This window comes from Micromonospora carbonacea, from assembly GCF_014205165.1.
Lineage (GTDB): Bacteria > Actinomycetota > Actinomycetes > Mycobacteriales > Micromonosporaceae > Micromonospora > Micromonospora carbonacea.
In genome coordinates, this window is sequence record NZ_JACHMZ010000001.1 from 5239614 (window position 1) to 5263844 (window position 24231).

General features: G+C 75.4%; 25 protein-coding genes and 3 tRNA genes. 12 read left to right on the plus strand and 16 right to left on the minus strand.

From position 1 onward, the window contains the following. The first annotated feature begins 22 nt into the window (after window positions 1–22). Both rpmB and HDA31_RS21875 read left to right on the plus strand, forming a co-directional pair. Window positions 23–214, plus strand: a complete 192-nt coding sequence (rpmB, locus tag HDA31_RS21870) for a 50S ribosomal protein L28 (protein WP_007075181.1) — start codon at window positions 23–25, stop codon at window positions 212–214. A gap of 92 nt (window positions 215–306) precedes the next feature. Beyond that, window positions 307–1563 (plus strand): ATP-grasp domain-containing protein, encoded by a 1257-nt coding sequence (locus tag HDA31_RS21875; RefSeq protein ID WP_178063776.1) that lies wholly within the window; start codon window positions 307–309, stop codon window positions 1561–1563. Between the two features lie 49 nt (window positions 1564–1612). Here HDA31_RS21875 and HDA31_RS21880 read toward each other — a convergent pair whose 3' ends face one another. Together HDA31_RS21880 and HDA31_RS21885 are read right to left on the minus strand one after the other, a co-directional pair. Then, the gene (locus tag HDA31_RS21880) at window positions 1613–2080 is read right to left on the minus strand and encodes a GNAT family N-acetyltransferase (protein WP_178063775.1); all 468 of its coding nucleotides are present in this window, start codon (window positions 2078–2080) and stop codon (window positions 1613–1615) included. A 29-nt stretch (window positions 2081–2109) separates the two neighbouring features. Continuing rightward, window positions 2110–3048 carry a thiamine-phosphate kinase gene (locus HDA31_RS21885; protein WP_178063774.1) on the minus strand — a complete coding sequence of 313 codons (939 nt, stop codon included), beginning with the start codon at window positions 3046–3048 and terminating at the stop codon, window positions 2110–2112. Window positions 3049–3263: 215 nt separating this feature from the next. On the opposite strand from HDA31_RS21885, the gene HDA31_RS21890 reads away from it, so the two are divergent. Further along, entirely contained in the window at window positions 3264–3497 is a 234-nt protein-coding gene (locus HDA31_RS21890; protein ID WP_043962303.1) for an Lrp/AsnC ligand binding domain-containing protein, read from the plus strand. Further along, window positions 3498–4130, plus strand: coding sequence for a DUF3515 family protein (locus tag HDA31_RS21895; RefSeq protein ID WP_376701405.1), 633 nt, complete (start codon window positions 3498–3500; stop codon window positions 4128–4130). It begins immediately after the preceding gene. Window positions 4131–4216: 86 nt separating this feature from the next. Here the strand turns inward: HDA31_RS21895 and HDA31_RS21900 are convergent, their stop codons facing one another. The 3 genes from HDA31_RS21900 to HDA31_RS21910 all read right to left on the minus strand — a co-directional run bounded on the left by HDA31_RS21900 (window position 4217) and on the right by HDA31_RS21910 (window position 6000). Next, entirely contained in the window at window positions 4217–5314 is a 1098-nt protein-coding gene (locus HDA31_RS21900; protein WP_074473794.1) for a D-alanine--D-alanine ligase family protein, read from the minus strand. A gap of 270 nt (window positions 5315–5584) precedes the next feature. Then, window positions 5585–5800: a hypothetical protein gene (locus HDA31_RS21905; protein WP_074473793.1), complete on the minus strand. Its 216-nt coding sequence runs from the start codon at window positions 5798–5800 to the stop codon at window positions 5585–5587. Next, entirely contained in the window at window positions 5797–6000 is a 204-nt protein-coding gene (locus tag HDA31_RS21910; protein WP_074473792.1) for a hypothetical protein, read from the minus strand. The genes HDA31_RS21905 and HDA31_RS21910 overlap by 4 nt, the downstream gene beginning before the upstream one ends. Before the next feature lie 227 nt (window positions 6001–6227). Here HDA31_RS21910 and HDA31_RS21915 point away from each other — a divergent pair, with 227 nt between their 5' ends. Both HDA31_RS21915 and HDA31_RS21920 read left to right on the plus strand, forming a co-directional pair. Beyond that, on the plus strand, window positions 6228–7073 hold the full coding sequence (locus tag HDA31_RS21915) for a helix-turn-helix domain-containing protein (RefSeq protein WP_074473791.1): 846 nt from the start codon (window positions 6228–6230) through the stop codon (window positions 7071–7073). A 3-nt stretch (window positions 7074–7076) separates the two neighbouring features. Beyond that, window positions 7077–7277, plus strand: a complete 201-nt coding sequence (locus tag HDA31_RS21920) for a DUF397 domain-containing protein (RefSeq protein ID WP_074473790.1) — start codon at window positions 7077–7079, stop codon at window positions 7275–7277. Window positions 7278–7601: 324 nt separating this feature from the next. Here the strand turns inward: HDA31_RS21920 and HDA31_RS21925 are convergent, their stop codons facing one another. The 3 genes from HDA31_RS21925 to HDA31_RS21935 are packed head-to-tail and all read right to left on the minus strand — an operon-like array spanning window position 7602 to window position 10568. Continuing rightward, on the minus strand, window positions 7602–8807 hold the full coding sequence (locus HDA31_RS21925; protein ID WP_311774370.1) for a cystathionine gamma-lyase: 1206 nt from the start codon (window positions 8805–8807) through the stop codon (window positions 7602–7604). Between the two features lie 10 nt (window positions 8808–8817). Further along, entirely contained in the window at window positions 8818–9825 is a 1008-nt protein-coding gene (locus HDA31_RS21930) for an NAD(P)H-dependent glycerol-3-phosphate dehydrogenase (RefSeq protein ID WP_074474037.1), read from the minus strand. Beyond that, on the minus strand, window positions 9822–10568 hold the full coding sequence (locus HDA31_RS21935) for a lysophospholipid acyltransferase family protein (RefSeq protein ID WP_178063773.1): 747 nt from the start codon (window positions 10566–10568) through the stop codon (window positions 9822–9824). The genes HDA31_RS21930 and HDA31_RS21935 overlap by 4 nt, the downstream gene beginning before the upstream one ends. 123 nt (window positions 10569–10691) lie before the next feature. On the opposite strand from HDA31_RS21935, the gene cofC reads away from it, so the two are divergent. From cofC to HDA31_RS21955, 4 genes are read left to right on the plus strand one after another with little or no spacing between them, the layout of a single operon-like run. After that, window positions 10692–11330: a 2-phospho-L-lactate guanylyltransferase gene (gene cofC / locus HDA31_RS21940; RefSeq protein ID WP_178063772.1), complete on the plus strand. Its 639-nt coding sequence runs from the start codon at window positions 10692–10694 to the stop codon at window positions 11328–11330. A gap of 55 nt (window positions 11331–11385) precedes the next feature. Continuing rightward, a complete protein-coding gene (locus tag HDA31_RS21945; RefSeq protein ID WP_074473787.1) occupies window positions 11386–11583 on the plus strand; it encodes a cold-shock protein in 198 nt (65 codons plus the stop codon). 53 nt (window positions 11584–11636) lie between these two features. Continuing rightward, window positions 11637–14072: an RNA degradosome polyphosphate kinase gene (locus HDA31_RS21950; RefSeq protein ID WP_376701406.1), complete on the plus strand. Its 2436-nt coding sequence runs from the start codon at window positions 11637–11639 to the stop codon at window positions 14070–14072. A 15-nt stretch (window positions 14073–14087) separates the two neighbouring features. Continuing rightward, window positions 14088–14966: an NUDIX hydrolase gene (locus HDA31_RS21955; RefSeq protein ID WP_178063771.1), complete on the plus strand. Its 879-nt coding sequence runs from the start codon at window positions 14088–14090 to the stop codon at window positions 14964–14966. A 147-nt stretch (window positions 14967–15113) separates the two neighbouring features. Here the strand turns inward: HDA31_RS21955 and HDA31_RS33135 are convergent, their stop codons facing one another. From HDA31_RS33135 to leuC, 4 genes are all read right to left on the minus strand, one after another. Continuing rightward, the gene (locus HDA31_RS33135) at window positions 15114–17090 is read right to left on the minus strand and encodes an endonuclease/exonuclease/phosphatase family protein (protein WP_178063770.1); all 1977 of its coding nucleotides are present in this window, start codon (window positions 17088–17090) and stop codon (window positions 15114–15116) included. 151 nt (window positions 17091–17241) lie between these two features. Beyond that, entirely contained in the window at window positions 17242–17961 is a 720-nt protein-coding gene (locus HDA31_RS21965) for an HU family DNA-binding protein (RefSeq protein ID WP_178063769.1), read from the minus strand. A 172-nt stretch (window positions 17962–18133) separates the two neighbouring features. Further along, the gene (leuD, locus tag HDA31_RS21970) at window positions 18134–18721 is read right to left on the minus strand and encodes a 3-isopropylmalate dehydratase small subunit (protein WP_074473783.1); all 588 of its coding nucleotides are present in this window, start codon (window positions 18719–18721) and stop codon (window positions 18134–18136) included. 16 nt (window positions 18722–18737) lie between these two features. Then, window positions 18738–20180 (minus strand): 3-isopropylmalate dehydratase large subunit, encoded by a 1443-nt coding sequence (gene leuC / locus HDA31_RS21975; RefSeq protein ID WP_178063768.1) that lies wholly within the window; start codon window positions 20178–20180, stop codon window positions 18738–18740. A 49-nt stretch (window positions 20181–20229) separates the two neighbouring features. Between leuC and HDA31_RS21980 the strand changes: the two genes are divergently transcribed. Continuing rightward, the gene (locus tag HDA31_RS21980; RefSeq protein WP_013284529.1) at window positions 20230–20916 is read left to right on the plus strand and encodes an IclR family transcriptional regulator; all 687 of its coding nucleotides are present in this window, start codon (window positions 20230–20232) and stop codon (window positions 20914–20916) included. Between the two features lie 178 nt (window positions 20917–21094). On the opposite strand, the gene HDA31_RS21985 is transcribed toward HDA31_RS21980, so the two are convergent. From HDA31_RS21985 to HDA31_RS22000, 4 genes are all read right to left on the minus strand, one after another. Next, window positions 21095–21167: transfer RNA gene (locus tag HDA31_RS21985), tRNA-Glu, on the minus strand. A 195-nt stretch (window positions 21168–21362) separates the two neighbouring features. After that, window positions 21363–21435 (minus strand) — tRNA-Glu (locus tag HDA31_RS21990). Window positions 21436–21569: 134 nt separating this feature from the next. Continuing rightward, window positions 21570–21641, minus strand: a tRNA-Gln gene (locus tag HDA31_RS21995). A 125-nt stretch (window positions 21642–21766) separates the two neighbouring features. Further along, on the minus strand, window positions 21767–22570 hold the full coding sequence (locus HDA31_RS22000) for a fumarylacetoacetate hydrolase family protein (protein ID WP_074473781.1): 804 nt from the start codon (window positions 22568–22570) through the stop codon (window positions 21767–21769). Window positions 22571–22737: 167 nt separating this feature from the next. On the opposite strand from HDA31_RS22000, the gene HDA31_RS22005 reads away from it, so the two are divergent. Continuing rightward, complete coding sequence (locus HDA31_RS22005) at window positions 22738–24213, plus strand: hypothetical protein (RefSeq protein ID WP_178063767.1); 1476 nt, start codon at window positions 22738–22740, stop codon at window positions 24211–24213. Window positions 24214–24231: the final 18 nt, after the last annotated feature.

Genomic DNA, 24231 nt, shown 5'->3' on the forward strand with positions numbered 1-24231 from the left:
GTATCAATCCCAGGAGTATCCCGTGGCTAGCGTGTGCGACGTCTGTGGCAAGGGGCCGGGCTTCGGCCACAACGTGTCCCACTCGCACCGGCGGACCAACCGCCGCTGGAACCCGAACATCCAGTCGGTGCGCACCCCGGCCGGTGGCGGCACCACCAAGAAGCTGAAGGTCTGCACCTCCTGCATCAAGGCCGGCAAGGTCACCCGCGCCTGACGCGGTAGCGCCGACCCACCCATCGTCGACAAGCCGGCGGGCCCTCGGGCCCGCCGGCTTGTGGTGTGCGCGTTCCAGCAGGGAGGCATCCGTTGGACCTGGACCTGGGCCCCGCCGAGATGATCGTCGTCGGGGCCTCGCTGGGCACCCTGCGCTGGCTCGACGAGGAGCTGCCGGCGGGCAGCGTGGTCGTCGTCGAGGAGCCCGACGTGATCGACCGGCGTGGCGTCGACGAGCTGGTCGGGCGGCTGTCCGTCCTGGCCCGGGTCGTGCCGGCCGAATACCAGACGGGCTTCGACGCGGACGCGCTGCTCGCCCGCGAGCCGGAGCTGGCCGGGGCCCGCCTCGTCATGCCGGGCCTGGAGTACGCCGTCGGCGCCGCCGCGCGCCTCGCCGCCCGCCTCGGCCTGCCCGGCGCCGGGGCGCAGGCCGCCGACGTCTTCTCCGACAAGCACCGGATGCGGCTGCTCGCCGCCGGGGCCGGGCTGCCGAACCCGGCGTACGCGCTGGTGGGCGAGCCGGCGGAGGCGATGGAGTTCGCGCGCCGGCACGGCGGTCGCTGCGTGCTCAAGCCGACCCGGCGCTCGGGCAGCCTCGGGGTGCGGCTGGTCGCCGACCCGGCCGAGATCCCGGCCGCCTGGGCGGCCACCGCGGCCCCGGAGGCCCCGCCGGAGGCCACCGACCGGGGGCTGCCCACGCAGGTCCTCGCCGAGCAGGTGCTCGACGGCCGGGAGCACAGCGTCGAGCTGCTCGTCGCCGACGGCGAGGTGATCTTCGGCAACGTGACCGACAAGCGGGTGCTGCCCGGTCCCCTGCCGGTCGAGACGGGGCACACCGTCCCGTCGGCGCTGCCCGGGGCGGCCCGCCGCGACCTGCTCGACGCGGCGGGGCGGCTGTGCGCCGCCGCCGGCTTCCGCACCGGGGTGCTGCACAGCGAGTGGATCGTCGTCGACGGCGTTCCGCACCTGGTGGAGTGCGCCGCCCGGCTGCCCGGCGACATGATCACCGCGCTGATCTCGATCGGCTACGAGTTCGGCTTCATCGACGCGTACCTGCGGGTGCTGCGCGGCGAGCGGCCGGCGCTGCCGGCCCGGCCGACCGGGGCGGCGGCGGTGGAGTTCCTGCTCGCGCAGCCGGGCACCGTCACCGGCATCGAGGGGCTGCGGCCGGCCCGCCGGGTGGCCGGGGTGCTGGAGGTGCAGCTCGACACCGCCGTCGGCGCGCCCGTCGCGCCGGTCACGTCGTCGGGCCGGCGCAGCGGACACGTGCTGGCCTGGGGCGTCGACCCGGCCGAGGCCGAGCGGGCCGCCCGCGCCGCCGCCGCCGAGATCCGCGTCACCGTCGCCTGACGGCCCGCCGCCCGCAGCGGCCGACCCGGCGGCGAGCCGGGCGGGTCGGTCAGAGGGTGCGGCCGAAGGAGAGGCAGCCCGGGTGGTCCCGGTAGAAGCCGAAGTTCGGGATGCGCTCGTAGCCGACCGTGCTGTACATGGCGATCGCCTCGGGCTGCTTGTCGCCGCACTCCAGGACGAGCTGCTTGCGCCCGTGCTCGCGGGCGGACCGCTCGACGGCGGCGAGCACCGCCCGGGCCACGCCCCGCCCCCGCGCCTGCGGGCTGGTGTACATGCGCTTCAGCTCGGCGGTCTCCCCGGCGTCGCCGTGGCTACGCCAGCCGCCGCACCCGACGGGCTCCCCGGCGAGGTAGGCCACCAGGAACGCGCCGTGCGGCGGCACGAACTCGGCGGCGTCGACCGGGGTGTCGTCGCCGCTGCCCCCGTACCGCCGGCCCAGGTCCGCCAGGGCGCCCCGGATGAGCGCCTGGGCCTCCGGGGCGTCGAAGCGGGCCGGACGGATCTCGATCTCGCTCACGGGGAAAGGGTACGTCGCCGGCCGGCCCCCTACCGGAAGTGGTCCCAGCCGGTCGGGCCGTCGTACGCCTCGCCGTCGACGGTGACGCCGGCGCCCTCCGTCACCCGGCCGACGGCCCGCCACGGGTCGGGCAGCGCCACCGCCGGAGGGAACGTGGCGGCCAGCGCGTGGTCGTCGCCGCCGGCGAGGATCCACGAGTACGGGTCGACCCCGAGCGCCTGGGCGGCGTCGCGCATCTGCCGGGGCACCTCGAAGGCGTCCCGCCGCACGTCGATGCCGACCCCGCTGGCGCGGGCGACGTGCCCGAGGTCGGCGAGCAGCCCGTCCGATACGTCGATCATGGCGGTGGCCCCGAGCCGGGCGGCGTGCGCCCCGGCCGCGTACGGCACCTCGGGCCGCCGGTACGCCTCGACCAGGATCTTCGGCGTGCGGAAGCCCCGGGACAGCACGGTGTAGCCGGCGGCGGCGTACCCGCTGCGGCCGGCGAGCGCCACGACGTGCCCCGGGCGGGCCCCCGAGCGGACGACGGGGGCCCGGCCGCCCAGGTCGCCCAGCGCGGTGACGGCGATCGTCAGCGTGGGGCTCGCCGACATGTCGCCGCCGACCACGCTCGCGCCCACGGTGGCGGCCTCGGCCCCGAGCCCGTCGGCCAGCTCCTCGGCCCAGGCCGGGTCGAGATCCACCGGCATGCACAGGGCCACCAGCAGGGCCGTCGGGGTGGCGCCCATCGCCGCGATGTCGGCCAGGTTGGCCGCCGCCGCCCGGTGCCCGACGTCGCGGGCGGCGGACCAGTCCCGGCGGAAGTGCCGCCCCTCGACGAGCACGTCGGTGGAGGCGACCACCCGGGCGTCCGGCGCGGCCAGCACCGCCCCGTCGTCGCCGGGCCCGAGCAGGCACGACGCCCCCTGGGGCAGCCGGGCGGTGACCCGGTCGATCAACCCGAACTCGCCGATTCCGGTCACGCTCATGCCCGCTCCCCGCCGCGCCCGTGCCCACCGTGGACCCGGGACGGTCCCCTGCCCCGCCCGCCGGGGACCCGGGATCGTCCCGCCGCCCGCCCGCCGTCGCGCCCGTCGCGCTCGCTCACCGCTTCTCCTTGGCCACCGATAGGGATCAGACCTGGTCCGTAAGGTAGTTTCACCCTTCGGGCCGCCCAGCGGCGGCGACGGACGGAGGTCGAGTCGTGGTACAGGCGTACATCCTCATCCAGACAGAGGTGGGTCGGGCGCGTGACGTGGCCGGCCTGATCGGCGACCTTCCCGGCGTGGTGCGGGTCGACGCCGTCACCGGGCCGTACGACGTGGTCGTGCTCACCGAGGCCAACACGGTCGACGAGCTCGGCAAACTCATCGTCAGCAACGTGCAGATGGTGCCCGGCATCACCCGCACCCTCACGTGTTCGGTGGTGCGCCTGTAAGTGGACGAGATCACTTCCTCCACCGAGTCCCCGGCCGGGCCGGAGGCGACCGCCGCCGACGCGCCGCGCCGGGACCGCACCAACCGCAGCGCCGCGCTGCTGGCCACGCTGGTCGCGGTGCCGGTCACCGTGGCCGTGGCCGGGTTCACCTTCGCCAAGCTGACCCCGGACGCCCCGGCCGCCGGGCCGGGCCCGACGGCGACCAGCGCCGGGCCACGGTCCACCGCGCCGGTCGAGATGGCCGCCCCCCGGCTGGCCGAGCGGCCCGAGACGGTGTGCCGGGCCCTGACGTCGCAGCTCCCGCCGACCGTGCGCGACCTGGCCCAGCGGCCGGTCACCGCCGGCCCCGAACAGAACGCCGCGTACGGCGACCCGGCGCTCACCATCGCCTGCGGTGGCGCGGAGCCGGAGCCGGGCGACACCGACGACGTCTGGGTCGTCAACAAGGTCTGCTGGCACGCGGCCGAGGGGCCGGACGCGACGGTGCTCACCACGCTGGACCGGGAGACTGCGGTGCGGGTGACCGTGCCCCGCACCTACGGTTCGGCTCTGCAGTGGGTGAGTCCCATCTCCGACGTGGTGGTCGCCTCGGTGCCCTCCGGCGGCGACGCCCCCGGCGGCTGCGTCGGCTGACCGTGAGGCTGGCCTGGTCCAGCCACCGCCGGCCGACCCGCCGTCACCGGCTGCGCCGGCCGGCCGCCGCCGGCTGGTGCGCGCGTTCAGTGCAGGCCGACGCCGCGCCGCTGGGCGGTGCGGATCAGTCGGTTGACCAGCTTCGGATACTCCAGCCCGGAGGCGGCCCACATCAGCGGGAACATCGACGTCGGGGTGAAGCCGGGCATCGTGTTGATCTCGTTGAGGTAGACGTCCAGGTCCGGCGTGACGAAGAAGTCGACCCGGGCCAGCCCGGCGCAGTCCAGGGCGGCGAACGCGCGGACGGCGTAGTCCTGGACCTGCCGGGTGACGTGGTCGGGCAGGGTGGCCGGCAGGTCGTACTCGGGCTCGGAGAGATACTTCGCCTCGAAGTCGTACCAGTCGTGGTCGCCCCCGGCCCGCACCTCGGCCAGGACGGACGCCTCCGCGCCGCCCCCGGCCTCGCCCTCCAGCACGCCGCACTCGACCTCCCGGCCGACGATCGCGCCCTCGACCAGCACCTTCGGGTCGATCTCCCGGGCCGTGGCGACGGCGGCCTCCAGGTCGGCCCAGTCGTCGACCTTCGTGATGCCGAACGACGAGCCGGCCCGGGACGGCTTGACGAAGACGGGCAGCCCGAGCCGCCGCTTGTCCTCCTCGGACAGGGTGACCCCGCTGCGCAGCACCGCGTACGGGCCGACGGGGATGCCCTCGACGGCGCAGAGCTTCTTGGTGAACTCCTTGTCCATCGCGGCGGCGGAGGCGAAGACGTTCGCCCCGACGTAGGGGATGCCGGCCATCTCCAGCATGCCCTGGATGGTGCCGTCCTCGCCGTACGCGCCGTGCAGCACCGGGAAGACCACGTCGACGTCGGCGAGCACCCGGGGCCCTGCGGCGGGGTCGAGCACCAGCAGCCCGTTGCCGGTGGGGTCGGCCCGCAGCACGAGGTCGGCGCCGGCCTCGGCGGTGATCTCCGGCAACTGCCGGGCGCTGATCGCCAACTGGGCCGGATCGCCGCTGGTCAGCACCCACTTGCCGGCGCGGGTGATGCCCACGGGGACCACCTCGAACTCGTCCGGGTCGAGCGCGCCGAGCACGCTGCCGGCGCTGACGCAGGAGATGCCGTGCTCGGGGCTGCGGCCGCCGAAGACGAGGGCCACACGGGTCTTGCCTGGGGTGGTCACTCGGTCACCCTTTCGTCGCGACTGCGAGGCTCGTGGTGCTCGCCGGTGGCGCCCACCCGGATGACCTTACTGTGCGTGGCCGGACAACGGAGTTGATACCCGGGGAGAAGCGGCAGCACTGCGCAACCGGTCAACACTGCATATACGCTGCGTAATCGGGCCACGCCGGACAGCAGCCCCGCCAGCGGCCGTGGCGGCGAGCGACGGCCCGCCGGATCCGCTCCTACATCCTCACTGCCAGAGGCCGTAGCGGCGACCGACAACTCGTGGTCAGAGGCCGTAGCGGCGGCCGACGGCGATCACCTTCACCCGCTGCCGCCCGGCCCGCACCATGCCCAGCGCCATGAACGCGCCGGCGATCCGGTCCGCCGCCTCCCGGCTGCTCGCCCCGACGACCTGCCGCCGCCGCTCGGGGGCCTGCCGCTCGTCCCGGCGCACGCCGTCCACCGGGCGGACGTCGGTGAGCACCACCAGGAACCGGGTCACCGCCGGCCTCCCGCAGCTCCCCACGCCGGCCGGCCGGGCGAACCCTCCGGCTCCGCGGTGGTCGCCGCCAGCCCGCCGGAACGGTCCCGGCAGACGTACGCCAGGTGGGCGTGGATCCACGCATCGTCGTTGTCGCGCAGCACGGGGTGTGCGCACCAGCGGCACCGCGACACCCGGGGCCAGCAGGCGGTCACCGTCATGCGAGTCCCTTCCGGTGCGTCCCGGGTGGCGGCACGCGGCGATCGGGTACGGGGGAGAAAACCCGATCGCCACGCGCCCCATCCCCTCCGGTCACTCACCACCGCCGTCGCCACGACAACCGGCGGTGAGGAACTGGTCACAGATTGCACGCTGATCGGCGTGAATGCAACTCTCATCGCCGTTCTCTCATGTGCATCTTCCCGGGAAGGTGTGCCACCATCGACGCATGGCACCGAAGACGGCCCGGGCCCGACGGCTCGGCATCGCGCTGCGTACGCACCGGGAGGCGGCCGGCCTCACCCTCGAAGCGGCCGCCGACGAGATCAACAGCACCCGCAGCACCCTGTCCCGGTACGAGAACGCCCAGACGCTGATCAGCCCGGCCACGGTGCGCGCCCTGCTCACCCTGTACGGGGTGGGTGCCGACGAGATCGCCGCCGCCGTCCAGCTCGCCAAGGACGCCCGCAAGCCCGGGTGGTGGGTGTCCTACTCGTACCTGCTGGACCGGCGCACCATCGACTTCATCGCGCTCGAGGCGGAGGCCACCGGCATCGCCAACTTCGAGCCGTCGGTGGTGCCCGGCCTGCTTCAGACCGCGGACTACATCCGGGGGGTGATGCGGGGCGGCCCGCACACCCTCAGCGACGAGCAGGTCGAGCAGCGGGTCCACCTGCGACTCGACCGGCAGCAGCGGATCACCGGCGACGACCCGGCGATCCTCGACGCGATCATCGACGAGGGCGCCCTGCTGCGCCCCGTGGGCGGCCAGGCCGTGATGGAGGCGCAGCTGCACCACCTGCTCAAGATGGCCGAGCTGCCCAACATCACGGTCCAGGTGATCCCCCTGTCCGCCGGCTACCACCGGGGCACCAGGGGGTCGCTGCACATCCTGGAGTTCCCCGACCCGGAGGACCCGATCATCGCGTCGGTGGAAACCGTCGCCGGTCAGATGGTCCTCGACCGGCCCGGCGACCTGCGTACCTGCACCAAGATCATGGAGCACCTGCGGACGGTCGCACTCAGCCCCGCGGCCACCCGGGACCAGCTCCTCCGACTCCTGAAGGGACGGTAGAACATGACCCCGACGACGAGCGCGGCCCTCGCCACGGCGCGATGGCGCAAGAGCAGCCGCAGCGGCGACGAGGGAGCCTGCGTGGAGATGGCGGTCGTACCCGGCGCGGTGGCCGTCCGCGACTCGAAGGACCCGACAGGCCCGGCGCTGCTCTTCCCGCCGACCGCCTGGGCCGCCTTCGCCGCCGCGCCGCCCCGCCCGTGACCGCCACCGGCCGCGCGACCGTCAGTGGCCGTGTGACCGCCACCGGTCGCACGACCGTCAGTGGCCGCGTGACCGGCGCAGACCGCCGCTGACCGCCGCGCGGTCCGGCCGGGAGGTCCCGTCCCGGCCGGACCGCGCGGCCCCACCGGCCGGCACGTCCGGCCCCTCGTCGTGGTCCACCCGCCGCCCGGTCCGCACCGCCGGCCGACGGGTGGACCACCACCTCGTTCCCGGCCCGCCGGCGCCCCGCCCCGGCGGGCCGGGCTGTTCGGCGTGAGAAGGGAACCCTCCTCTACCGGAGGCGTTAACAGGGGGCCCTTCCTTTCAGGCGAGCAGGGCGGCGGTGACGTCGGCGACCAGGTCGGCGGTGTCCTCCACGCCGCAGGAGAGCCGGACGAACCCGGGCGGGGTGTCGTCGCCCCACTGTGCCCGCCGGTCGGCGGTGGTGTGCAGCCCGCCGAAGGAGGTCGCGGCGGCCACCAGCCGGGACGCCGTGAGGAACCGGGCCACCCGCTCGGCGTCGCCGAGGTCGAACGACACCACCCCGGGCATCCGGCGCAGCTGGGCCGAGGCCAGCGCGTACGCCGGGTCGCCCGGCAGCCCCGGCCAGCGCACGCCGGTGACGTCGGGACGGCCGGCGAGCAGCCGGGCCAGCGCCGCCGCGTTGGCGCTCTGCCGGGCCAGCCGCAGGTCCAGGGTGGCCAGCGAGCGGTGCGCCAGCCACGCGTCGAACGCCCCCGGCACCGCCCCGGTCATGGTGCGCCAGGCGGTGACCGGGTCGAGCAGCCCGGCGGAGCGGGTCGCCACGTAGCCGAGCAGCAGGTCGGAGTGGCCGGTGAGGGCCTTCGTGCCGGAGGCGACGACCACGTCGGCGCCGAGGTCCAGCGGGCGCTGGCCGAGCGGGGTGGCCGTCGTGTTGTCCACCGCCACGAGGGCCCCGGCGGCGTGCGCGGCGGCGGCCAGGGCCGGCACGTCGGCGACGTCCAGGCCGGGGTTCGCCGGCGACTCCAGCAGCACCAGCCGCACCCCCGCGAACGACGGGTACGGCCCGGCGGTCGGCGCGAACAGCACCCGCACGCCGATCCCGGCGAGGGTGTCGGTGGCGAACGCCCGCACCGGGAAGTAGCCGTCGGCGGGGAGCACCACCGTGTCGCCGGGGCGCAGCACGGCCAGCAGCAGGCCGGTGATCGCCGCCTGCCCGCTGGCGAAGACGCGCACGTCGCCGCCCTCCAGCTCGCCGATGGCCGCCTCCAGCAGCCGCCGGGTCGGGTTGTCGGGCCGGCCGTACCCGTTCGGTGCCGCCGCCGGGCCCTGCCGGGGGTCGAGGTGATAGGGCGCGGCGAAGACCGGGCCGGGCAGGAACGGCTGCCCCGGGGCGGGCTCGGGCAGCCCGGCCCGCACGCACCGGGTGCCGTCGCCGTCGACGCTCCCGCCGTCGACGCGTTCGCCGTCGACGCGTTCGCCGTCGACGCGTTCGCCGTCGACGCGTTCGCCGTCGGTGGGTTCGCCGTCGGTGCCGGGGGTCGTCACGCGGGCCGCCTCACTCGTACGACTCGGGCTTGGCGGTGCGGCTCATCAGCGCGTCGACGGCGAGCCGGGGGTCCATCCCCTCGTGGCAGATCCGCTCGATCTGCTCGGTGATGGGCATCTCCACCCCGTGCGCGCGGGCCAGGTCCCGGATCGCCAGGCAGCTCTTCACGCCCTCGGCGGTCTGCCGGGTGGCCGCCTGCGCCTGCTCCAGGTTCTCGCCCCGGCCGAGGTGCTCGCCGAAGGTGCGGTTGCGGGCCAGCGGCGACGAGCAGGACGCCACGAGGTCGCCCATCCCGGCCAGGCCGGCGAAGGTGATCGGGTCCGCGCCGAGGGCCACCCCGAGGCGGGCGGTCTCGGCGAGCCCCCGGGTCATCAGCATCGCCCGGGTGTTGTCGCCGAAGCCCATCGCGGTGGCGATGCCGTACGCGAGGGCGATCACGTTCTTCACCGCCCCGCCCAGCTCGCAGCCGATCACGTCGTCGTTGGTGTACGGCCGGAAGTAGGGCGTGCGGATCGACGCCTGGACGAGCTGGGCACGGCGGTCGTCGGTGCCGGCGACCACGGTGGCGGCGGGCTGCTCGGCGGCGATCTCGGGGGCGAGGTTGGGGCCGGAGACGACGACCACCCGGTCCGGGGTGACCCGGGCGGTCTCCACGATCACCTCGCTCATCCGCTTGGTGGTGCCCAGCTCGATGCCCTTCATCAGGGACACCAGGGTCGCGTCCGGGTGCAGGTCGCCGACCCACTCGGCGAGGTTGCCGCGCAGCGTCTGCGACGGCACCGCGAGCACCACGATCTCCGCGCCCCGGATCGCCTCGGCGGCGCTGCCGGTGCCGGTGACCCGGTCGGGCAGCCGCAGGTCGGGGAGGTATTCCGGGTTGTGCCGGCGCAGCCGGATCGCCTCGGCCACCGGCTGCCGCCGGGCCCAGATCGTCACGTCCCGGCCGGCGTCGGCGAGGATCTTGGCGAAGGCGGTCCCCCACGACCCGGCCCCCAGCACCGCCACGTGGCCGGTCACGCCGCGTCCTCCCGGCCCCGCGTCGGGCGGGCGGCGCCGGCGGCCCGCGCCGGTCGTTCCCACAGCGGCGGCGGCGTCCCGCCCCGGATCTCGGCGAGCTGGTCGCGCAGGCGCAGCATGATGGTGTCGGTCATCTCTTCCAGGGTGGCCTTGGTGGGTGTGGAGCCGGCCCACCGGCTCAGGTCGACGGGCGGCCCGGCGACGACGGTCACCGGGATGCGGGGCCGCAGGCCCAGCCGGTTGTTCCGGGGGTCGAAGAGCCGCTCCGGCCCCCACATGGCGACCGGGATCACCGGCGCGCCGGTGGCCAGCGCGAGCCGGGCGGCCCCCGTCTTGCCCTTCATCGGCCACAGGTCGGGTTCCCGGGTGGTGGTGCCCTCCGGGTAGATCACCACCGCGCCGTCCTCGTGCAGGGCGGCGACGAGGGCGTCCAGGGACTTGACGGCGTCGACCGTGCCGCGCTCGACGGGGATCTGGAGGCAGCGGTGCAGGATCCAGCCCACCACGGGCACCCGGAAGACGCTGGCCTTGCCGAGGTACCGCGGCCAGCGCCCGGCGTCGTAGATGAAGTGCGCGGAGACCAGCGGGTCGGCGTGCGAGAGGTGGTTGGGGACGATGATGACGCCGCCGTCGTGGCGCAGGTGCTCCATGCCCCGCCAGGTGCGCCGGGTCCAGACCGTCATGACGGGCTTGACCAGCGCCACGGCGAACCGTTGCCAGAACCCCAGCCTGCGCCGCGTCACCCTGCCTCCTCGTAGCCCCGACCCCACGCCGCACCCGCCCGTGCCGCCCGCAGCGAAATCATGCCTGCTCGCCCCCGGTACGGCCAGTGAGGGTACCGCCGGGCCGACTGGCAGGATTGTGCCGTGCGGCAGCGGACCTGGACTGTGGTGGTGCCGGTGAAGCGCCTCGGCGTGGCGAAGAGCCGGCTGCGGGGGGCGCTGCCGGCCGTACCCCACGAGGAGCTGGCGCTGGCCCTGGCGGCCGACACGGTCGCCGCCGTGCGGGCGTGCCCGGCGGTCGCCGGGGTGGTCGTCGTCACCCGCGACGCCCGCGTGGCGGCGGCGGTCCGCGCGGCGGGCGTGCGGGTCGTGCCGGACGCGCCGGACGCCGGCCTGAACGCGGCCTTCCGGCTCGGCGCGGCGGTCGCGGCCGGCGGCGGGGGGTGGGTGGCCGGGCTCACGGCGGACCTGCCGGCGCTGCGCCCGGCCGAGCTGACGGCCGCGCTGCACGCGATCGCCGCCGGCCCACCGGGGGTACGCCGCTTCGTCGCCGACGCCCCGGGGAGCGGCACGGTGCTGCTCGCCGCGCCGGCCGGCGTGCCGCTGGACCCCCGGTTCGGGGTCGGCTCGGCCGCGGCGCACGAGGCGGGCGGGGCGCTGCCGCTGGCCGGCGACTGGCCCACCCTGCGCCGGGACGTCGACACCGCGGCCGACCTGGCCGCCGCCGCCCGGCTCGGGCTCGGGCCGCACACCGCCGCCCTCACCGCCGCCCGCACGGGCTGAGCCACCGCCGCCCGCGCGGGCTGAGCCACCGCCGGCCCCGGTGTACGGTGCTGGCATGCAGGGCACCGTGGCCACCTACGACGCGGCGACGCGCAGCGGCGTGCTGTTGCTCGACGACGGCACCGAGCTGGCGTTCCCGGCGCGCGCCTTCGACGCCTCCGGCCTGCGGCTGCTGCGGCTGGGCCAGCGGGTGCGGGTCGAGACCGACGCCGCCGGGGCGATCGTCCGGGTGACGTTGCCGACGATGCCGTGAGCTCCCCGCCCAAGTTCATTTTGCGTTAACCCGTTCCGGGACATTATGAGCGGGTGAGCACCCCTCGCGAGCACCCCACCGGCCCGGCCGCCGACCACCGCCCCGCCGCCGACCGACCCGAGCCCGGCCCCGACCGACCCGATCCCGCCGTCGCCGACCGACCCGAGCCCGGCGATCCGGCGCGTCGGCGCGACGGGTCCCGCCGGCGCGGCACCGACGGCCGGTTCCGTCCGCGCGACGCCTCCGCAGCCGCCGGCCCCGCCGAGGCCGCCGGGACGAACGGGAGCGAACCCCCGACGGCCGGGGCCGCCCCGGGGCCCGGCGACCCGACGGCGGCCCCGCCCGGCCGGGCGGCGGCGTCGACCGGGCTGGAGGAGGTGCTCGACGCCGACCCCCTCCCCGACGACGAGCCCGCGCCGCCGAAGCCGCTGCCCGAGGAGCGGTTCCTCAACCGGGAGCTGTCCTGGCTCGACTTCAACGCCCGGGTGCTCGCCCTGGCCGAGGACCCGCGCACGCCGCTGCTGGAGCGGGCCAAGTTCCTGGCGATCTTCGCCAGCAACCTCGACGAGTTCTACATGGTCCGGGTGGCCGGCCTGAAGCGCCGCCAGTCCGCCGGGCTGCCGGTGCGCGGCGGGGACCGGCTGCCGCTGCGTACCCAACTGGAGCGGATCGGCGAGCGGACCGCCGAACTGGTCGGCCGGCACGCCTCCTGCTTCGTCGACGACGTGCTGCCGAAGCTCGCCGCCGAGGACATCCGCATCCTGCGCTGGACGGACCTGGACGCCCCCGAGCGGGAGCGGCTGCGCACCTACTTCCGGGAACACATCTTTCCCGTGCTCACGCCGCTCGCGGTCGACCCGGCCCACCCGTTCCCGTACATCTCCGGGCGGTCGCTGAACCTGGCCGTGGCGGTCCGCGACCCCGACGGCGGCTCGGAGCTGTTCGCCCGCGTCAAGGTGCCGAACAACGTGCCGCGCTTCGTCCGGGTCGACCGGGAGTCCCCCGGGGTGCGGGTGCTCCCGGTCGAGGAGCTGATCTCGGTGCACCTGGGGCAGCTCTTCTCCGGCATGCAGGTCGTCGAGTGCCACCTGTTCCGGGTCACCCGCAACGCCGAGGTGGAGGTCGACGAGGACCGCGACGAGGACCTCCTGCAGGCCCTGGAGCGGGAGCTGGCCCGCCGCCGGTTCGGCCCGCCCGTGCGGCTGGAGGTCGCCGCCTCGATCTCCGACCACATGCTGGAGCTGCTCGTCCGCGAGCTGGACATGGACAGCCACGACGTGCTACGCGTACGCGGGCTGCTCGACCTGTCGGCGCTGTGGCAGCTCTACGGCGACGCCGACCGCCCCGACCTGAAGGACCCGCCGTTCGTGCCGGCCACCCATCCCCGGCTCACCGAGGGCGAGGTGCCACGCAGCGTCTTCGCCACCCTGCGCGACGGCGACGTGCTGGTGCACCACCCGTACCACTCGTTCGCGACCAGCGTGCAGCGCTTCATCGAACAGGCCGCCGCCGACCCCGACGTGCTGGCCATCAAGCAGACCCTCTACCGCACCAGCGGGGACTCCCCCATCGTCGACGCGCTGGTCGACGCGGCGGCGGCCGGCAAGCAGGTGGTGGTGCTGGTGGAGCTGAAGGCCCGCTTCGACGAGGTGGCCAACATCGGCTGGGCGCGCACCCTGGAACGCGCAGGCTGCCACGTCGTCTACGGCCTGGTGGGCCTCAAGACGCACTGCAAGACCGCCCTGGTCGTCCGCCAGGAGGGCAACCAGATCCGCCGCTACTGCCACATCGGCACCGGCAACTACCACCCGAAGACGGCCCGGCTCTACGAGGACTTCGGCATGCTCACCGCCGACCCCGAGATCGGCGCGGACCTGACGGACCTGTTCAACGTGCTGACCGGCTACAGCCGGCAGACCGCGTACCGCCGGCTGCTGGTGGCACCGCAGGGCATCCGGCGGGGGCTGATCGAGCGGATCGAGCGGGAGGTCAGCCACGTCCGGATCGGCATGCCGGGCCTGGTCCAGTTCAAGGTCAACTCGCTGGTCGACGAGGAGGTCACCGACGCGCTCTACCGGGCGTCCCGGGCCGGGGTGCACGTGGACCTGCTGATCCGGGGCATGTGCACGCTGCGCCCGGGGGTGCCGGGGCTGTCGGAGAACATCCGGGTCCGCTCGATCCTCGGCCGGTTCCTGGAACACTCCCGGATCTTCCGGTTCGGCAACAACGGCTCGGCCGAGTTCTGGATGGGCTCGGCCGACCTGATGCACCGCAACCTGGACCGCCGCGTGGAGGCGCTGGTGCAGGTGAGCGACCCGGTGGCCCGCGCCGAACTGGACCACGTGCTCACCGCCGCGTTCAGCCCCGACGTGGAGGCGTTCGAGCTGCACGGCGACGGCTCCTGGACCCGGAGCACCGGCACGGGGCAGGCCCCGCCGACCCACCTACAGGACCTGCTGCTACGCCGGGTCGGCGGCACGGCCGGATGAGCCTAGGCTGAGCGGATGCCGGAGGGGGAACGCGTGATCCGGGCGGCGGGCGGGGTGGCCTGGCGTCAGGCCGACGGCGGCGTGCTGGTCTGCCTCGTGCACCGCCCCCGCTACGGCGACTGGTCGCTGCCGAAGGGCAAGCTGGAGCCGGGCGAGCACCCGCTGCTGGCCGCCGTGCGGGAGGTCGCCGAGGAGGCCGACGTGCGGGCGGTGCCGCAGGTGCGGCTGCCCACCGTGCGCTACCGCAGCGAGGGCCGGCCGAAGGTCGTCCACTACTGGTCGATGCGGGCCGTCGACACGGGGGGCTTCCAGCCCGACACCGAGGTCGACGACATCCGCTGGCTGCCCGTCGGGGAGGCCGCCCGGCTGGTCAGCTACCCGCACGACGCCGAGGTGCTGACCGCGTTCGCCGCCCTCCCACCGGTCACCGCGACGGTGGCCCTGGTCCGGCACGCCCAGGCCGGCCGGCGCGGCACCTGGTCCGGCCCGGACTCCGCCCGGCCGCTCGACGAGACCGGTCGGGCCCAGGCGCACGCCCTCGCGCCCCTGGTGGCCCTCGTCCGCCCGACCCGGCTGCTGTCCGCCTCCGCCCGCCGGTGCGTGCAGACCCTCGACCCGGCCGCCGCCCTGCTCGACCTGCCGGTCGAGGTGACCGGCGACCTGGACGAGCCACGGCCCGGTCAGGACCCGCACGAGCGGGCGCTGGCCGCCGCCGCCTGCCTGGCCGAGCTGGCCGCCGCCGGGGGTGCGGCCGGGGCGTGCAGCCAGGGCCGGGTGATGCCCGGCGCGCTGGAGCGCCTCACCGGCCACGCCGGCGACTTCACCACCGAGAAGGGCGGCGGCTGGCTGCTCGCCTTCGCCGCCGACCGTCTCCTCGCCGCCGACCGCTGGTAAGGAAGGGCCCCTTCCTAACGCATTCGGTAGAGAGGGGTTCCCCTCTCACCCCCACGCCCGCAGCACGACGCAGCGGGCGGGCGCGACAGGGCCCCGGGCGGGTGCGGCAGGCGGCGCGCGGGTGTCGCAGCCGGGCTGGGGCGGGCGTCACGGCAGGGCCAGGGTCACCGCGACGGGGAGGTGGTCGCTGGCGGTGCTGCGGGGCGCCACCGGGCCGGCGGGCCGCACGCCCGCCGAGACCAGCACGTGGTCGATCTGCTCGCGCGGCTCGTCGGCCGGGCTCGTGGGCAGGGGCCGGGCCGCGGCCAGCGCGTCGACCAGCCCGACGCGGGTGAACTCCGCGTACCCCGGTGCGCCCGGCTCCGTGTTCAGGTCACCGGCGACCACGAGGGGCAGCCCGGCGGCGTACCGCAGGGCGAAGCCCGCCACCGCGCGGGCCTGCGCCACCGGCTCCCGCCCCGGCGGCGGTTGCAGGTGGGTGGCGACCACCGCGAGGCGTACGCCGCCGCCGACGTCGACGGTCACGCCGAGCGCCTGGGCGCCGGTGGGCGCGCCGGCCGGGGCCAGCCGCTCGCTGCGGGCCGCCGCCACGGGAAACCGGCTGAGGACCGCGTCGCCCCAGAGCGGATCGGCGGCGGGCGCGAAGACGTACGGCATGCGCAGCCGCGCCGCGAGCAGGGCGAGGGTGTCGTGGCCGCCGTTGAGCAGCCAGCCCCGGTCCACCTCGCCGAGCACCACCACGTCGGGGCGTTCGCGGGCGACCACCCGGGCCAGCCCGTCGGGGTCGAACCGCCCGTCCAGTCCGTACCCCATCCGGATGTTGTAGGCCACCACCCGGACCGCCGCCGGGGGCGTGCCCGGCCGCGACGGGACGGGGACGCCGGCCGGCAGTCCCGTCGCGGCGAGCACGACGAGGCCGCCGGCCGCGGCGATGCCCGGCACCCACCGCCTAGGCGGCGCGGACGTCGCCCGCCGGGGCCCGCCGAGGGCCACGGCGGCGACGAGGGCGGCCATCGCGACCGGCACGGCGGCGTTGGGGTAGCCGAGGTCGTAGGCGGCGTAGTAGCCGACGGCGGCGACGGCGAAGAGCAGCATGCCCAGCACCGCCGCGAGGCCGGGCCGGGACGCCCGCCTCGGGTCCCTGCCGGGTGACGGCGCGGCGGGGGCCCCGACGGCGGGTGACGCGGCGGCGGAGGGCGGCACAGTGGCGGAGGGCGGCCCGGCGGCAGCGGGCGGTGCGACGACGGTCGGTGCGCTGCCGGCGAGGGCGAGGCAGGCACCCGTGCCGGCGGCGGTCAGCACCACCGCCGGCCCCAGCAGCCCGGGGTCGCCGGTGGCGAACAGCACCGCGCCCGCCACCAGCGCCAGCGGGCCGGCCAGCCGCCAGCGCCCCCGGGGCGGCCGGCCCAGCGCGGCGAGCAGGAAGATGCCGACCGCCCAGGCCGGCAGGGTGGCGATGTCGCCGGGTTCCGGCGGCCAGGAGAGCCCGCCGCCGGGGCCACGCCAGTAGGAGGCGGCGGTCGCGGCCACCGCCGGGGAGAGCGCCACGAGGCCGGTCAGCAGCAACGCCGGGCCGGCGAGCAGCCACGCGCGGGCCCCGCCCGGTTCCGCCGGCCGCGCGGGGCCCGCCGCGGCAGCCAGGAACACCACCACGAGGGCCACGCTGCCGGCCCACCCGACCGGGCCACCCCGCCAGACCAGGTCGTACGTGCCGAGCACCGCGTGCCCGACCGCGCCGAGGGCGATGCCCAGCGCCAGCCCCGGCACCGGCCGGCCGATGGTGGCGGCGGTGCCGGCCAGCCAGAGCAGTCCGGCGAGCAGGCCGGCGGTGGCCAGCCAGAGCTGCGTACGACCGCCCGGCGCGGCGGTGAGGGCGAGCCGCGCGCCGCCCAGCGCGACCGCGGCGGCGAGCGTGACGGGCCGCGCCCCGAGCCGGCGGACCAGCGGCGGGAACGCGAGGGCGAGCACGAACCAGCCCAGCGCGAACGCGCCGAGCAGCTCGGCGGGGGTGGTGGCGGCCTGCCCGAAGATGGTGATGACCGACGGGAGGAAGACCCGCAGCACGTCGGTGAGCACGACGACGCCGAGGGCGAGCGCGGCGGTGCTGAGGTGGCGGTAGCGCACGGGCTGCCTTTCGCCGACCGGTGAGGGGTTCGGCGATTCTCCGCGCGTGGCACGCCGTCGGTCAACGGTCGGGGAGCGACGCTGCCCCACCCAGGCACGCCGCGGGGCGCCCACCGTTCGGGTGGACGCCCCGCGGGACGGTGCCGGCCGGTCAGCGCTTGGTGGCCGCCTTCTTGGCCGGGGACTTCTTCGCCGGCGCCTTCTTGGCCGCCGTGCTCTTGGCCGTGGTGCTCTTGGTCGCCGCCGTGGTGGTCTTCTTTGCCGCGGTCGACTTGGTCGCCGCCGCCGACTTCTTCGCCGGGGCGGCCTTCTTCGTGGCGGTCTTGGCCGCCGTCGTCTTGGTCGCCTTCGCCGGGGCGGCCTTCTTCGTCGCGGCGGCCTTCGCGGTGGTGGCCTTCGCCCCCGCCGCCTTGGCCCCCGCCGCCTTGGCCGTGGTGGCCTTCGCCCCGGTGGCCTTGGCCCCGGCCGCCTTCGCGGTGGTGGCCTTGGCCGTGGTGGCCTTGGTCCCGGCCGCCTTGGCCGTGGTGGCCTTGGCGGTCGTCGCCTTGGTGGCGGCCGTGGCGGTCTTCTTCGCCGCCACCGTGGCCTTCGGCACCTTCCCGCTGGCCACCATCTCCTTGAAACCGGCGCCGGCCCGGAAGGTCGGGACGGATGTCTTCTTGACCTTCACCGCCTCGCCGGTACGCGGGTTGCGCGCTGTTCGCGCACCCCGGACGCGCTTCTCGAACGCTCCGAATCCGGTGATCGCCACCTTCTCGCCCTTGGTGACCGCCGCCTGGACCTCAGCGAGGACCGCGTCGAGCGCGGCCGTCGCCGTCTTCCGGTCCCCCAGGCGAACGGCGAGCGCCTCGATGAGCTCGGCCTTGTTCACTACTTCCTCCCGATTGTGCAACTGACTCGACGCGAGCCATTCTGCGCGCACGGTATGCCCTGTGCTGCCTGGACACAAACATTCGGTGGAAAAAAGCCCTTGTGTCGTAACGGATTCGCCCCCACCGGCGGGGCCGGTGGGGGCGGAAACCGATGCGGGATCGGGCGTACGGCTATGCCACGGAGGGCAGGAACGGGCTCCGGCCGCGCTCGTAGGAGGTGATGTCGGCCTCGTGCCGAAGTGTGAGTCCAATGTCATCCAACCCCTCCATCAGCCGCCACCGGCTGAAGTCGTCGAGGGGGAAGGACCAGGTGGCGTCACCGGCCCGGACCTCACGGGACGTCAGGTCGACGGTGACCGGGGTCGTCGGGTCGGACTCGACGAGGGCCCACAGCTCCTCGACGGCCCGCAATTCCAACTCGACCGGCAGCAGACCCTCCTTGAGGGCATTGCCACGGAAGATGTCACCGAAGCGGGGCGAGACCACCGCCTTGAACCCCCAGTCGCGCAGCGCCCACACGGCGTGCTCCCGGGACGACCCCGTGCCGAACTCCGGGCCCGCCACAAGAATCGACGCACCCGAATACGCGGCATCGTTCAACACGAATGAGGGATCCTCCCGCCACGCGTTGAAGAGCCCGTCGGCGAATCCCGTCCGGGTCACCCGCTTGAGGTACACGGCGGGGATGATCTGATCCGTGTCCACGTTGGAGCGGCGCAGCGGCACGGCGGTGCCGGTGTGCACGGTGAACTTGTCCATCTGTGCGGCTGCCCTTCTACAGGTCGGCGGGGGCGGCGAGCCGGCCGACCACGGCGGTGGCGGCGGCGACCGGAGGCGACACCAGGTGGGTGCGTCCGCCCCGGCCCTGGCGGCCCTCGAAGTTGCGGTTGGAGGTCGAGGCGGAACGCTCACCCGGGGCGAGCGTGTCCGGGTTCATGCCCAGGCACATCGAGCAGCCGGCGAACCGCCACTCGGCCCCGGCGTCGGTGAAGACCTTGTCCAGCCCCTCGGCCTCGGCGGCCTCCCGGACGGCGGCCGAGCCGGGCACCACGAGCATCCGTACGCCGTCGGCGACCGTGTGTCCGCGCAGCACGTCGGCGGCGGCGCGGAGGTCCTCCAGGCGGCCGTTGGTGCAGGAGCCGACGAAGACCACGTCGACGGAGAGGTCGCGCAGCGGGGTGCCGGGGGTGAGGTCCATGTACTCCAGCGCGCGGCGGGCGGCGGCCCGCTCGGACTCGCCGGCGAACGCCTCCGGGTCGGGGACGGCAGCGCCCAGCGGCGCGCCCTGGCCCGGGTTCGTGCCCCAGGTCACGAACGGCGTGATCCGGCTCGCGTCGAGGGTCACCTCGGCGTCGAACGTCGCGCCGTCGTCGGTGGGCAGGCTCCGCCAGTACTCCACCGCCGCGTCCCAGTCGGCCCCCTGGGGCGCGTTCGGCCGCCCCTTGAGGTACGCGAACGTGGTCTCGTCCGGCGCGATCATGCCGGCCTTGGCGCCCCACTCGATCGACATGTTGGCGACGGTCATCCGCCCCTCCATGGAGAGCGCGCGGATCGCCTCGCCCCGGTACTCCACGATGTGACCCCGCCCACCGCCGGTGCCGACCTGGGCGATGAGGGCGAGCACCAGGTCCTTGGCGGTGACGCCGGGGCCGAGCTGGCCGGTGACGTTCACGGCCATCGTCTTCGGGCGGGCCTGCGGCAGCGTCTGGGTCGCCAGCACGTGCTCGACCTCGCTGGTGCCGATGCCGAACGCGAGCGCGCCGAACGCGCCGTGGGTGGCGGTGTGGGAATCGCCACAGACGATCGTCATGCCGGGCTGGGTGACGCCCAGCTGCGGGCCGATGACGTGCACGATGCCCTGGTTGGCGTCGCCGAGCGGGTGCAGCCGCACACCGAACTCGGCGCAGTTGCGGCGCAGCGTCTCGATCTGGGTGCGGGAGGTGGGGTCCGCGATCGTGAGCAGGTCGCCGCGCCGCTGCGAGAACGCCGGGTCGGCGTACCCCGTGGGGGTGTTGTGGTCCTCGGTCGCGAGCGTGAGGTCGGTGCGGCGCACGGGGCGGCCGGCGAGCCGCAGGCCGTCGAAGGCCTGCGGGCTGGTGACCTCGTGCAGCAGGTGCAGGTCGATGTAGAGCAGGTCCGGTTCACCGTCGGCGGACCGGACGACGTGCGCGTCCCAGACCTTCTCGGCCAGGGTCCTCGGTCGAGTGTCTCCCACCATCTGGACATCCTAAATTCTGGGAGGTAAATTTCGGCTTGTGGGACACAGTATGAGCGGTGTCGGCGTTCTCGACAAGGCGGTGGTCATCCTGGCCGCCTGTGTCGACGGCGCCAGCCTGGCCGAACTCGTTGAACGCACCAAGCTGCCCCGGGCCACCGCGCACCGGCTGGCGCAGGCGCTGGAGATCCACCGGATGCTCGTCCGGGACACCCAGGGCCGCTGGCGCCCCGGGCCCCGGCTCGGTGAGCTCGCCAACGCCGCGCCGGACGTGCTGCTGACGGCGGCGGAGCCGCTGCTGGCCGCGCTGCGCGACGCCACCGGGGAGAGCGCCCAGCTCTACCTGCGCCGCGCGGACGAGCGGATCTGCGTGGCCGCCGCCGAGCGGGCCAGCGGGCTGCGGGACACCGTCCCGGTGGGCTCGGTGCTGCCGATGACCGCCGGTTCGGCGGCGCAGATCCTGCTGGCCTGGGAGCCGCCGGAGGCGGTGATGCCGCTGCTGCCCCGGTCGAAGTTCACCGGGCGCACCCTCGCCGAGGTGCGCCGGCGCGGCTGGGCGCAGAGCGTCGCCGAGCGGGAGGCGGGTGTGGCGAGCGTCTCGGCCCCGATCCGGGACCGCACGGGCCGGGTGATCGCCGCGATCAGCATCTCCGGCCCCATCGAGCGCCTCGGCCGCCGCCCCGGCGAACGTCACGCCATGGCCGTCGTCCGAGCCGGCCAACGCCTGAGCGGCCTCTAACCCCCACCCCCCGTTCCGCCCCGTCCGCCCCGGTGATCAAGAGGTTGCGTCAGATTCGGCGCGACAGCTGACGCGAACCTCTTGATCACCGGCACGGGAGGGGCGCGGAGGGCGCGCACGAGGTGGGTGGGACGGGGGAAGGCCCGGCTCACCGGGGTGAGACGGGCCTTCCTGGGTGTAGCCCCGACGGGATTCGAACCCGCGCTACCGCCTTGAGAGGGCGGCGTCCTGGGCCGCTAGACGACGGGGCCAGAACTTTCCTGCTTCACCGCCCTGCCGGACGGTGCCGCTGTAGTCTAGCGACGGGTCCCCGGGGCGCGCGCGCAGGGGTGGACGGAGCGCGAAGGCGCGCCGACGGGACGACCATGCCGAGAGGACCCGCCGCGGGCGGGCCCGTGACGCAAATCAGCCCGCCTCACCGCAGTGAGACGGGCTGGAGACACCTGTAGCCCCGACGGGATTCGAACCCGCGCTACCGCCTTGAGAGGGCGGCGTCCTGGGCCGCTAGACGACGGGGCCAGAACCTGCCTTGCTCCACCGCCCTGCCGGGCGGTGCCACTGAACACTACCGGTCGATCACTCCTGCCTGCTCGCGCGGGCCGGAACGCTCTCCGACGTGATCCAGCGACCGACACTCTCGCGAACGCCGGTTGCTGGGGTACCAGGACTCGAACCTAGACTAACTGAACCAGAATCAGTCGGGCTGCCAATTACCCCATACCCCATTGGCACCTCGCGGTGCCGTTCGGTGCCTTGCGGCACCGGAGAGAAACTTTACCCTCCCGCCCCCCACAGGCCAAATCGGGGGCCCGAAACCGCATCTGGCCTGCGGCTTCGGGCTTCCGACGACTCAGGTCACCGGGACGACCGGGTTGCTCAGCTCCCCGATCCCCTCGATACGCACGGTGACCGTATCCCCCTCCGTGAGCGGGCTAACCCCGGCCGGCGTACCGGTGAGGACCACGTCGCCGGGGAGCAGCGTCATCACGTGCGAGACGTACGACACCAGGGCCGGCACGTCGAAGACCATGTCCCGGGTGCGGCCGAGCTGGCGTACCTCCATCTCCTCCGGGTTGCGGCCGACCTCGCAGCGGACCTCCAGGTCGGTCACGTCGAGCCCCGTGGTGATCCACGGGCCGATGGGGCAGAACGAGTCGAAGCCCTTGGCCCGGGTCCACTGCCCGTCGGAACGCTGGAGGTCCCGCGCGGTGACGTCGTTGGCGCAGGTGTAGCCGAAGATGGCCCGCTCGGCGGCGGCCCGGTCGGCCCGGCGGGCGCCCGGCGCGCCGATCACCACGGCCAGCTCGGCCTCGTGCTCGACCTGCTTGGAGAAGATCGGCAGCCGGATGGCGTCCCGGGGCCCGATCACGGAGGTGGACGGCTTGAGGAACAGCAGTGGCTCCTTGGGCACGTCGTTGCCCAGCTCGGCGGCGTGCTCGGCGTAGTTGCGGCCGACGCAGACCACCTTGCTGGGCAGGATCGGGGAGAGCAGCCGGACGTCGGAGAGCGCCCACCGGGCGCCGCTGAACTGGATCTGGCCGAACGGGTGGCCCTCGATCTCGGCGATGGTCAGGCCCTCGGGGCCCGCCCCCGGTTCGCCCTCGACGACCCCGAACGACATTCCCTTGGCATGAGCGAAACGAGCGATACGCACCGGGCCAATCTAGCCCGCCCGGCCGGGGCGGCACCGGCGCGTCGGCCACGGGCCGGCGCGCGGCGGGCCAGCGTACGCCGGATGCCGCCGCCGCGGGCCGGGTTCGCCGCTTCGTACCCGCACGGCGGGGAGCCGCACCTAGCGTCGGCTACCGGAGGTTCGTTCGTATGCCTGCATCGAGACGACACCACAGGGCCCTCGCAGTGTTCGTGCACTGCCTCGGCATTCTCGCCGCCGTTCCGGCGCTGCCCACGGTGGCCCCGGAGCCCGCCGCACCGGAGGCCACCGCACCCCGGGCCGCCGCGCCACCGGCCACCGCACCCCGGGCCGCCGCCGCGTCACCGGGGGTGCTCCGGGCGGCGGCGGCCACGCTGACGCCGACGCCGACGGGCACCGCGGCGACGCCCGCGGCCCCCGCGCCGCCGCCGCTGGTCTCCCCGTCCGTGGTCGTGCCGACGCGGGGCGCGGCGTCGGCCGTGACGGTGCTGGTCACGCCGGCCGGCACGCCGGCCCCGGGCTACCAGGTCCAGGTGCGCAACGCCAGCAGCATGGCCGTGGCCACCACGGTGCGCCAGGAGCTGCCGCCCGGCACGTCGGCCACCTGGGTCACGCCCGGTGGGCGGACCAGCCGCTCGGCCACCACCACGGAGGTGACCTGGCAGCTACGGCTCCCGGCGCGCAGCACCACCACCCTGCACACGGCGCTCACCACCGCCGCGCCGGGCCGCGCCCTGTCCGCGCCCGCCTGCGCCTTCGCGGCCGGCGGCGACCGGCCGTACGACTGCGCGACCGCGACCTGGGACCGCTCCCCGGTCCCGGCGGCCCAGGCCACCGACGCGCCGGCCTGGCGACGGCCCGCGGCGCTGCTCGCCGCGCTGGCCGGAGTGCTCCTGCTCACGGCCGCCGGGCTCTGGTGGTGGCAGCGACGCCGCCGGGCCCGGGCCACGGCCGGGCCGACCGGCCCGGGTGCCGGATCCGCCGGGGCGGGGATCCGCGCCGCCGGGGCGGGGACCGTCTACGCGGGCACCGGCGCGGGGTCCGCCGACGTGGGCGCGGCGGCACCCGGCGGGGCGGGCGGGCCGCCCCGCCCGGTCCCGACGGTCGCCGTGGGCCGCCGCCGCAGGCCCCCGGTGTGGCTGGTGGTGGGGGCGGCCGTCGCGGTCCTGGCCGGCGTGGTGCTCGCCGCGACGGTGACGGCCACGCAGCGGGTGGCCGCGATCGACACGACCAAGCAGCCGAGCAGCGGCGCGTGGGTGGGCACCAGCACCACCGGCGTGGTCGGCGTGCCGCTGCGGGAGCAGGCGCTGGAGTTCACCGTCTACCGGGTCGCCTGCCCGTCGACGCCGTCCGTCGCGGGGCGGCAGTGCCAGGCCACGGTCGGGGTGCGCAACCTCACCCCCGAGCAGCAGACCTGGCACGGCGAGATGCAGCGGGCGTACCTGCCGGGTGGCACCTGGGTCGGCGTCGACGAGGCCGCCACCCGGCTGGCCAACCAGGGGCGGGACGTCTTCGGCCAGCCCCTCGCCGCGGGCAGCCGGCTGGTGCTGCCGCTGGTGTTCACCGTCGACGACGGGGACCGGCCCGAGCAACTGGAGCTGCGCAGCGGGGTGTTCTCCGCCGGGGTCCGGGTCGACGTTCCCTGAGGCCGGGTCGGCCGGGCG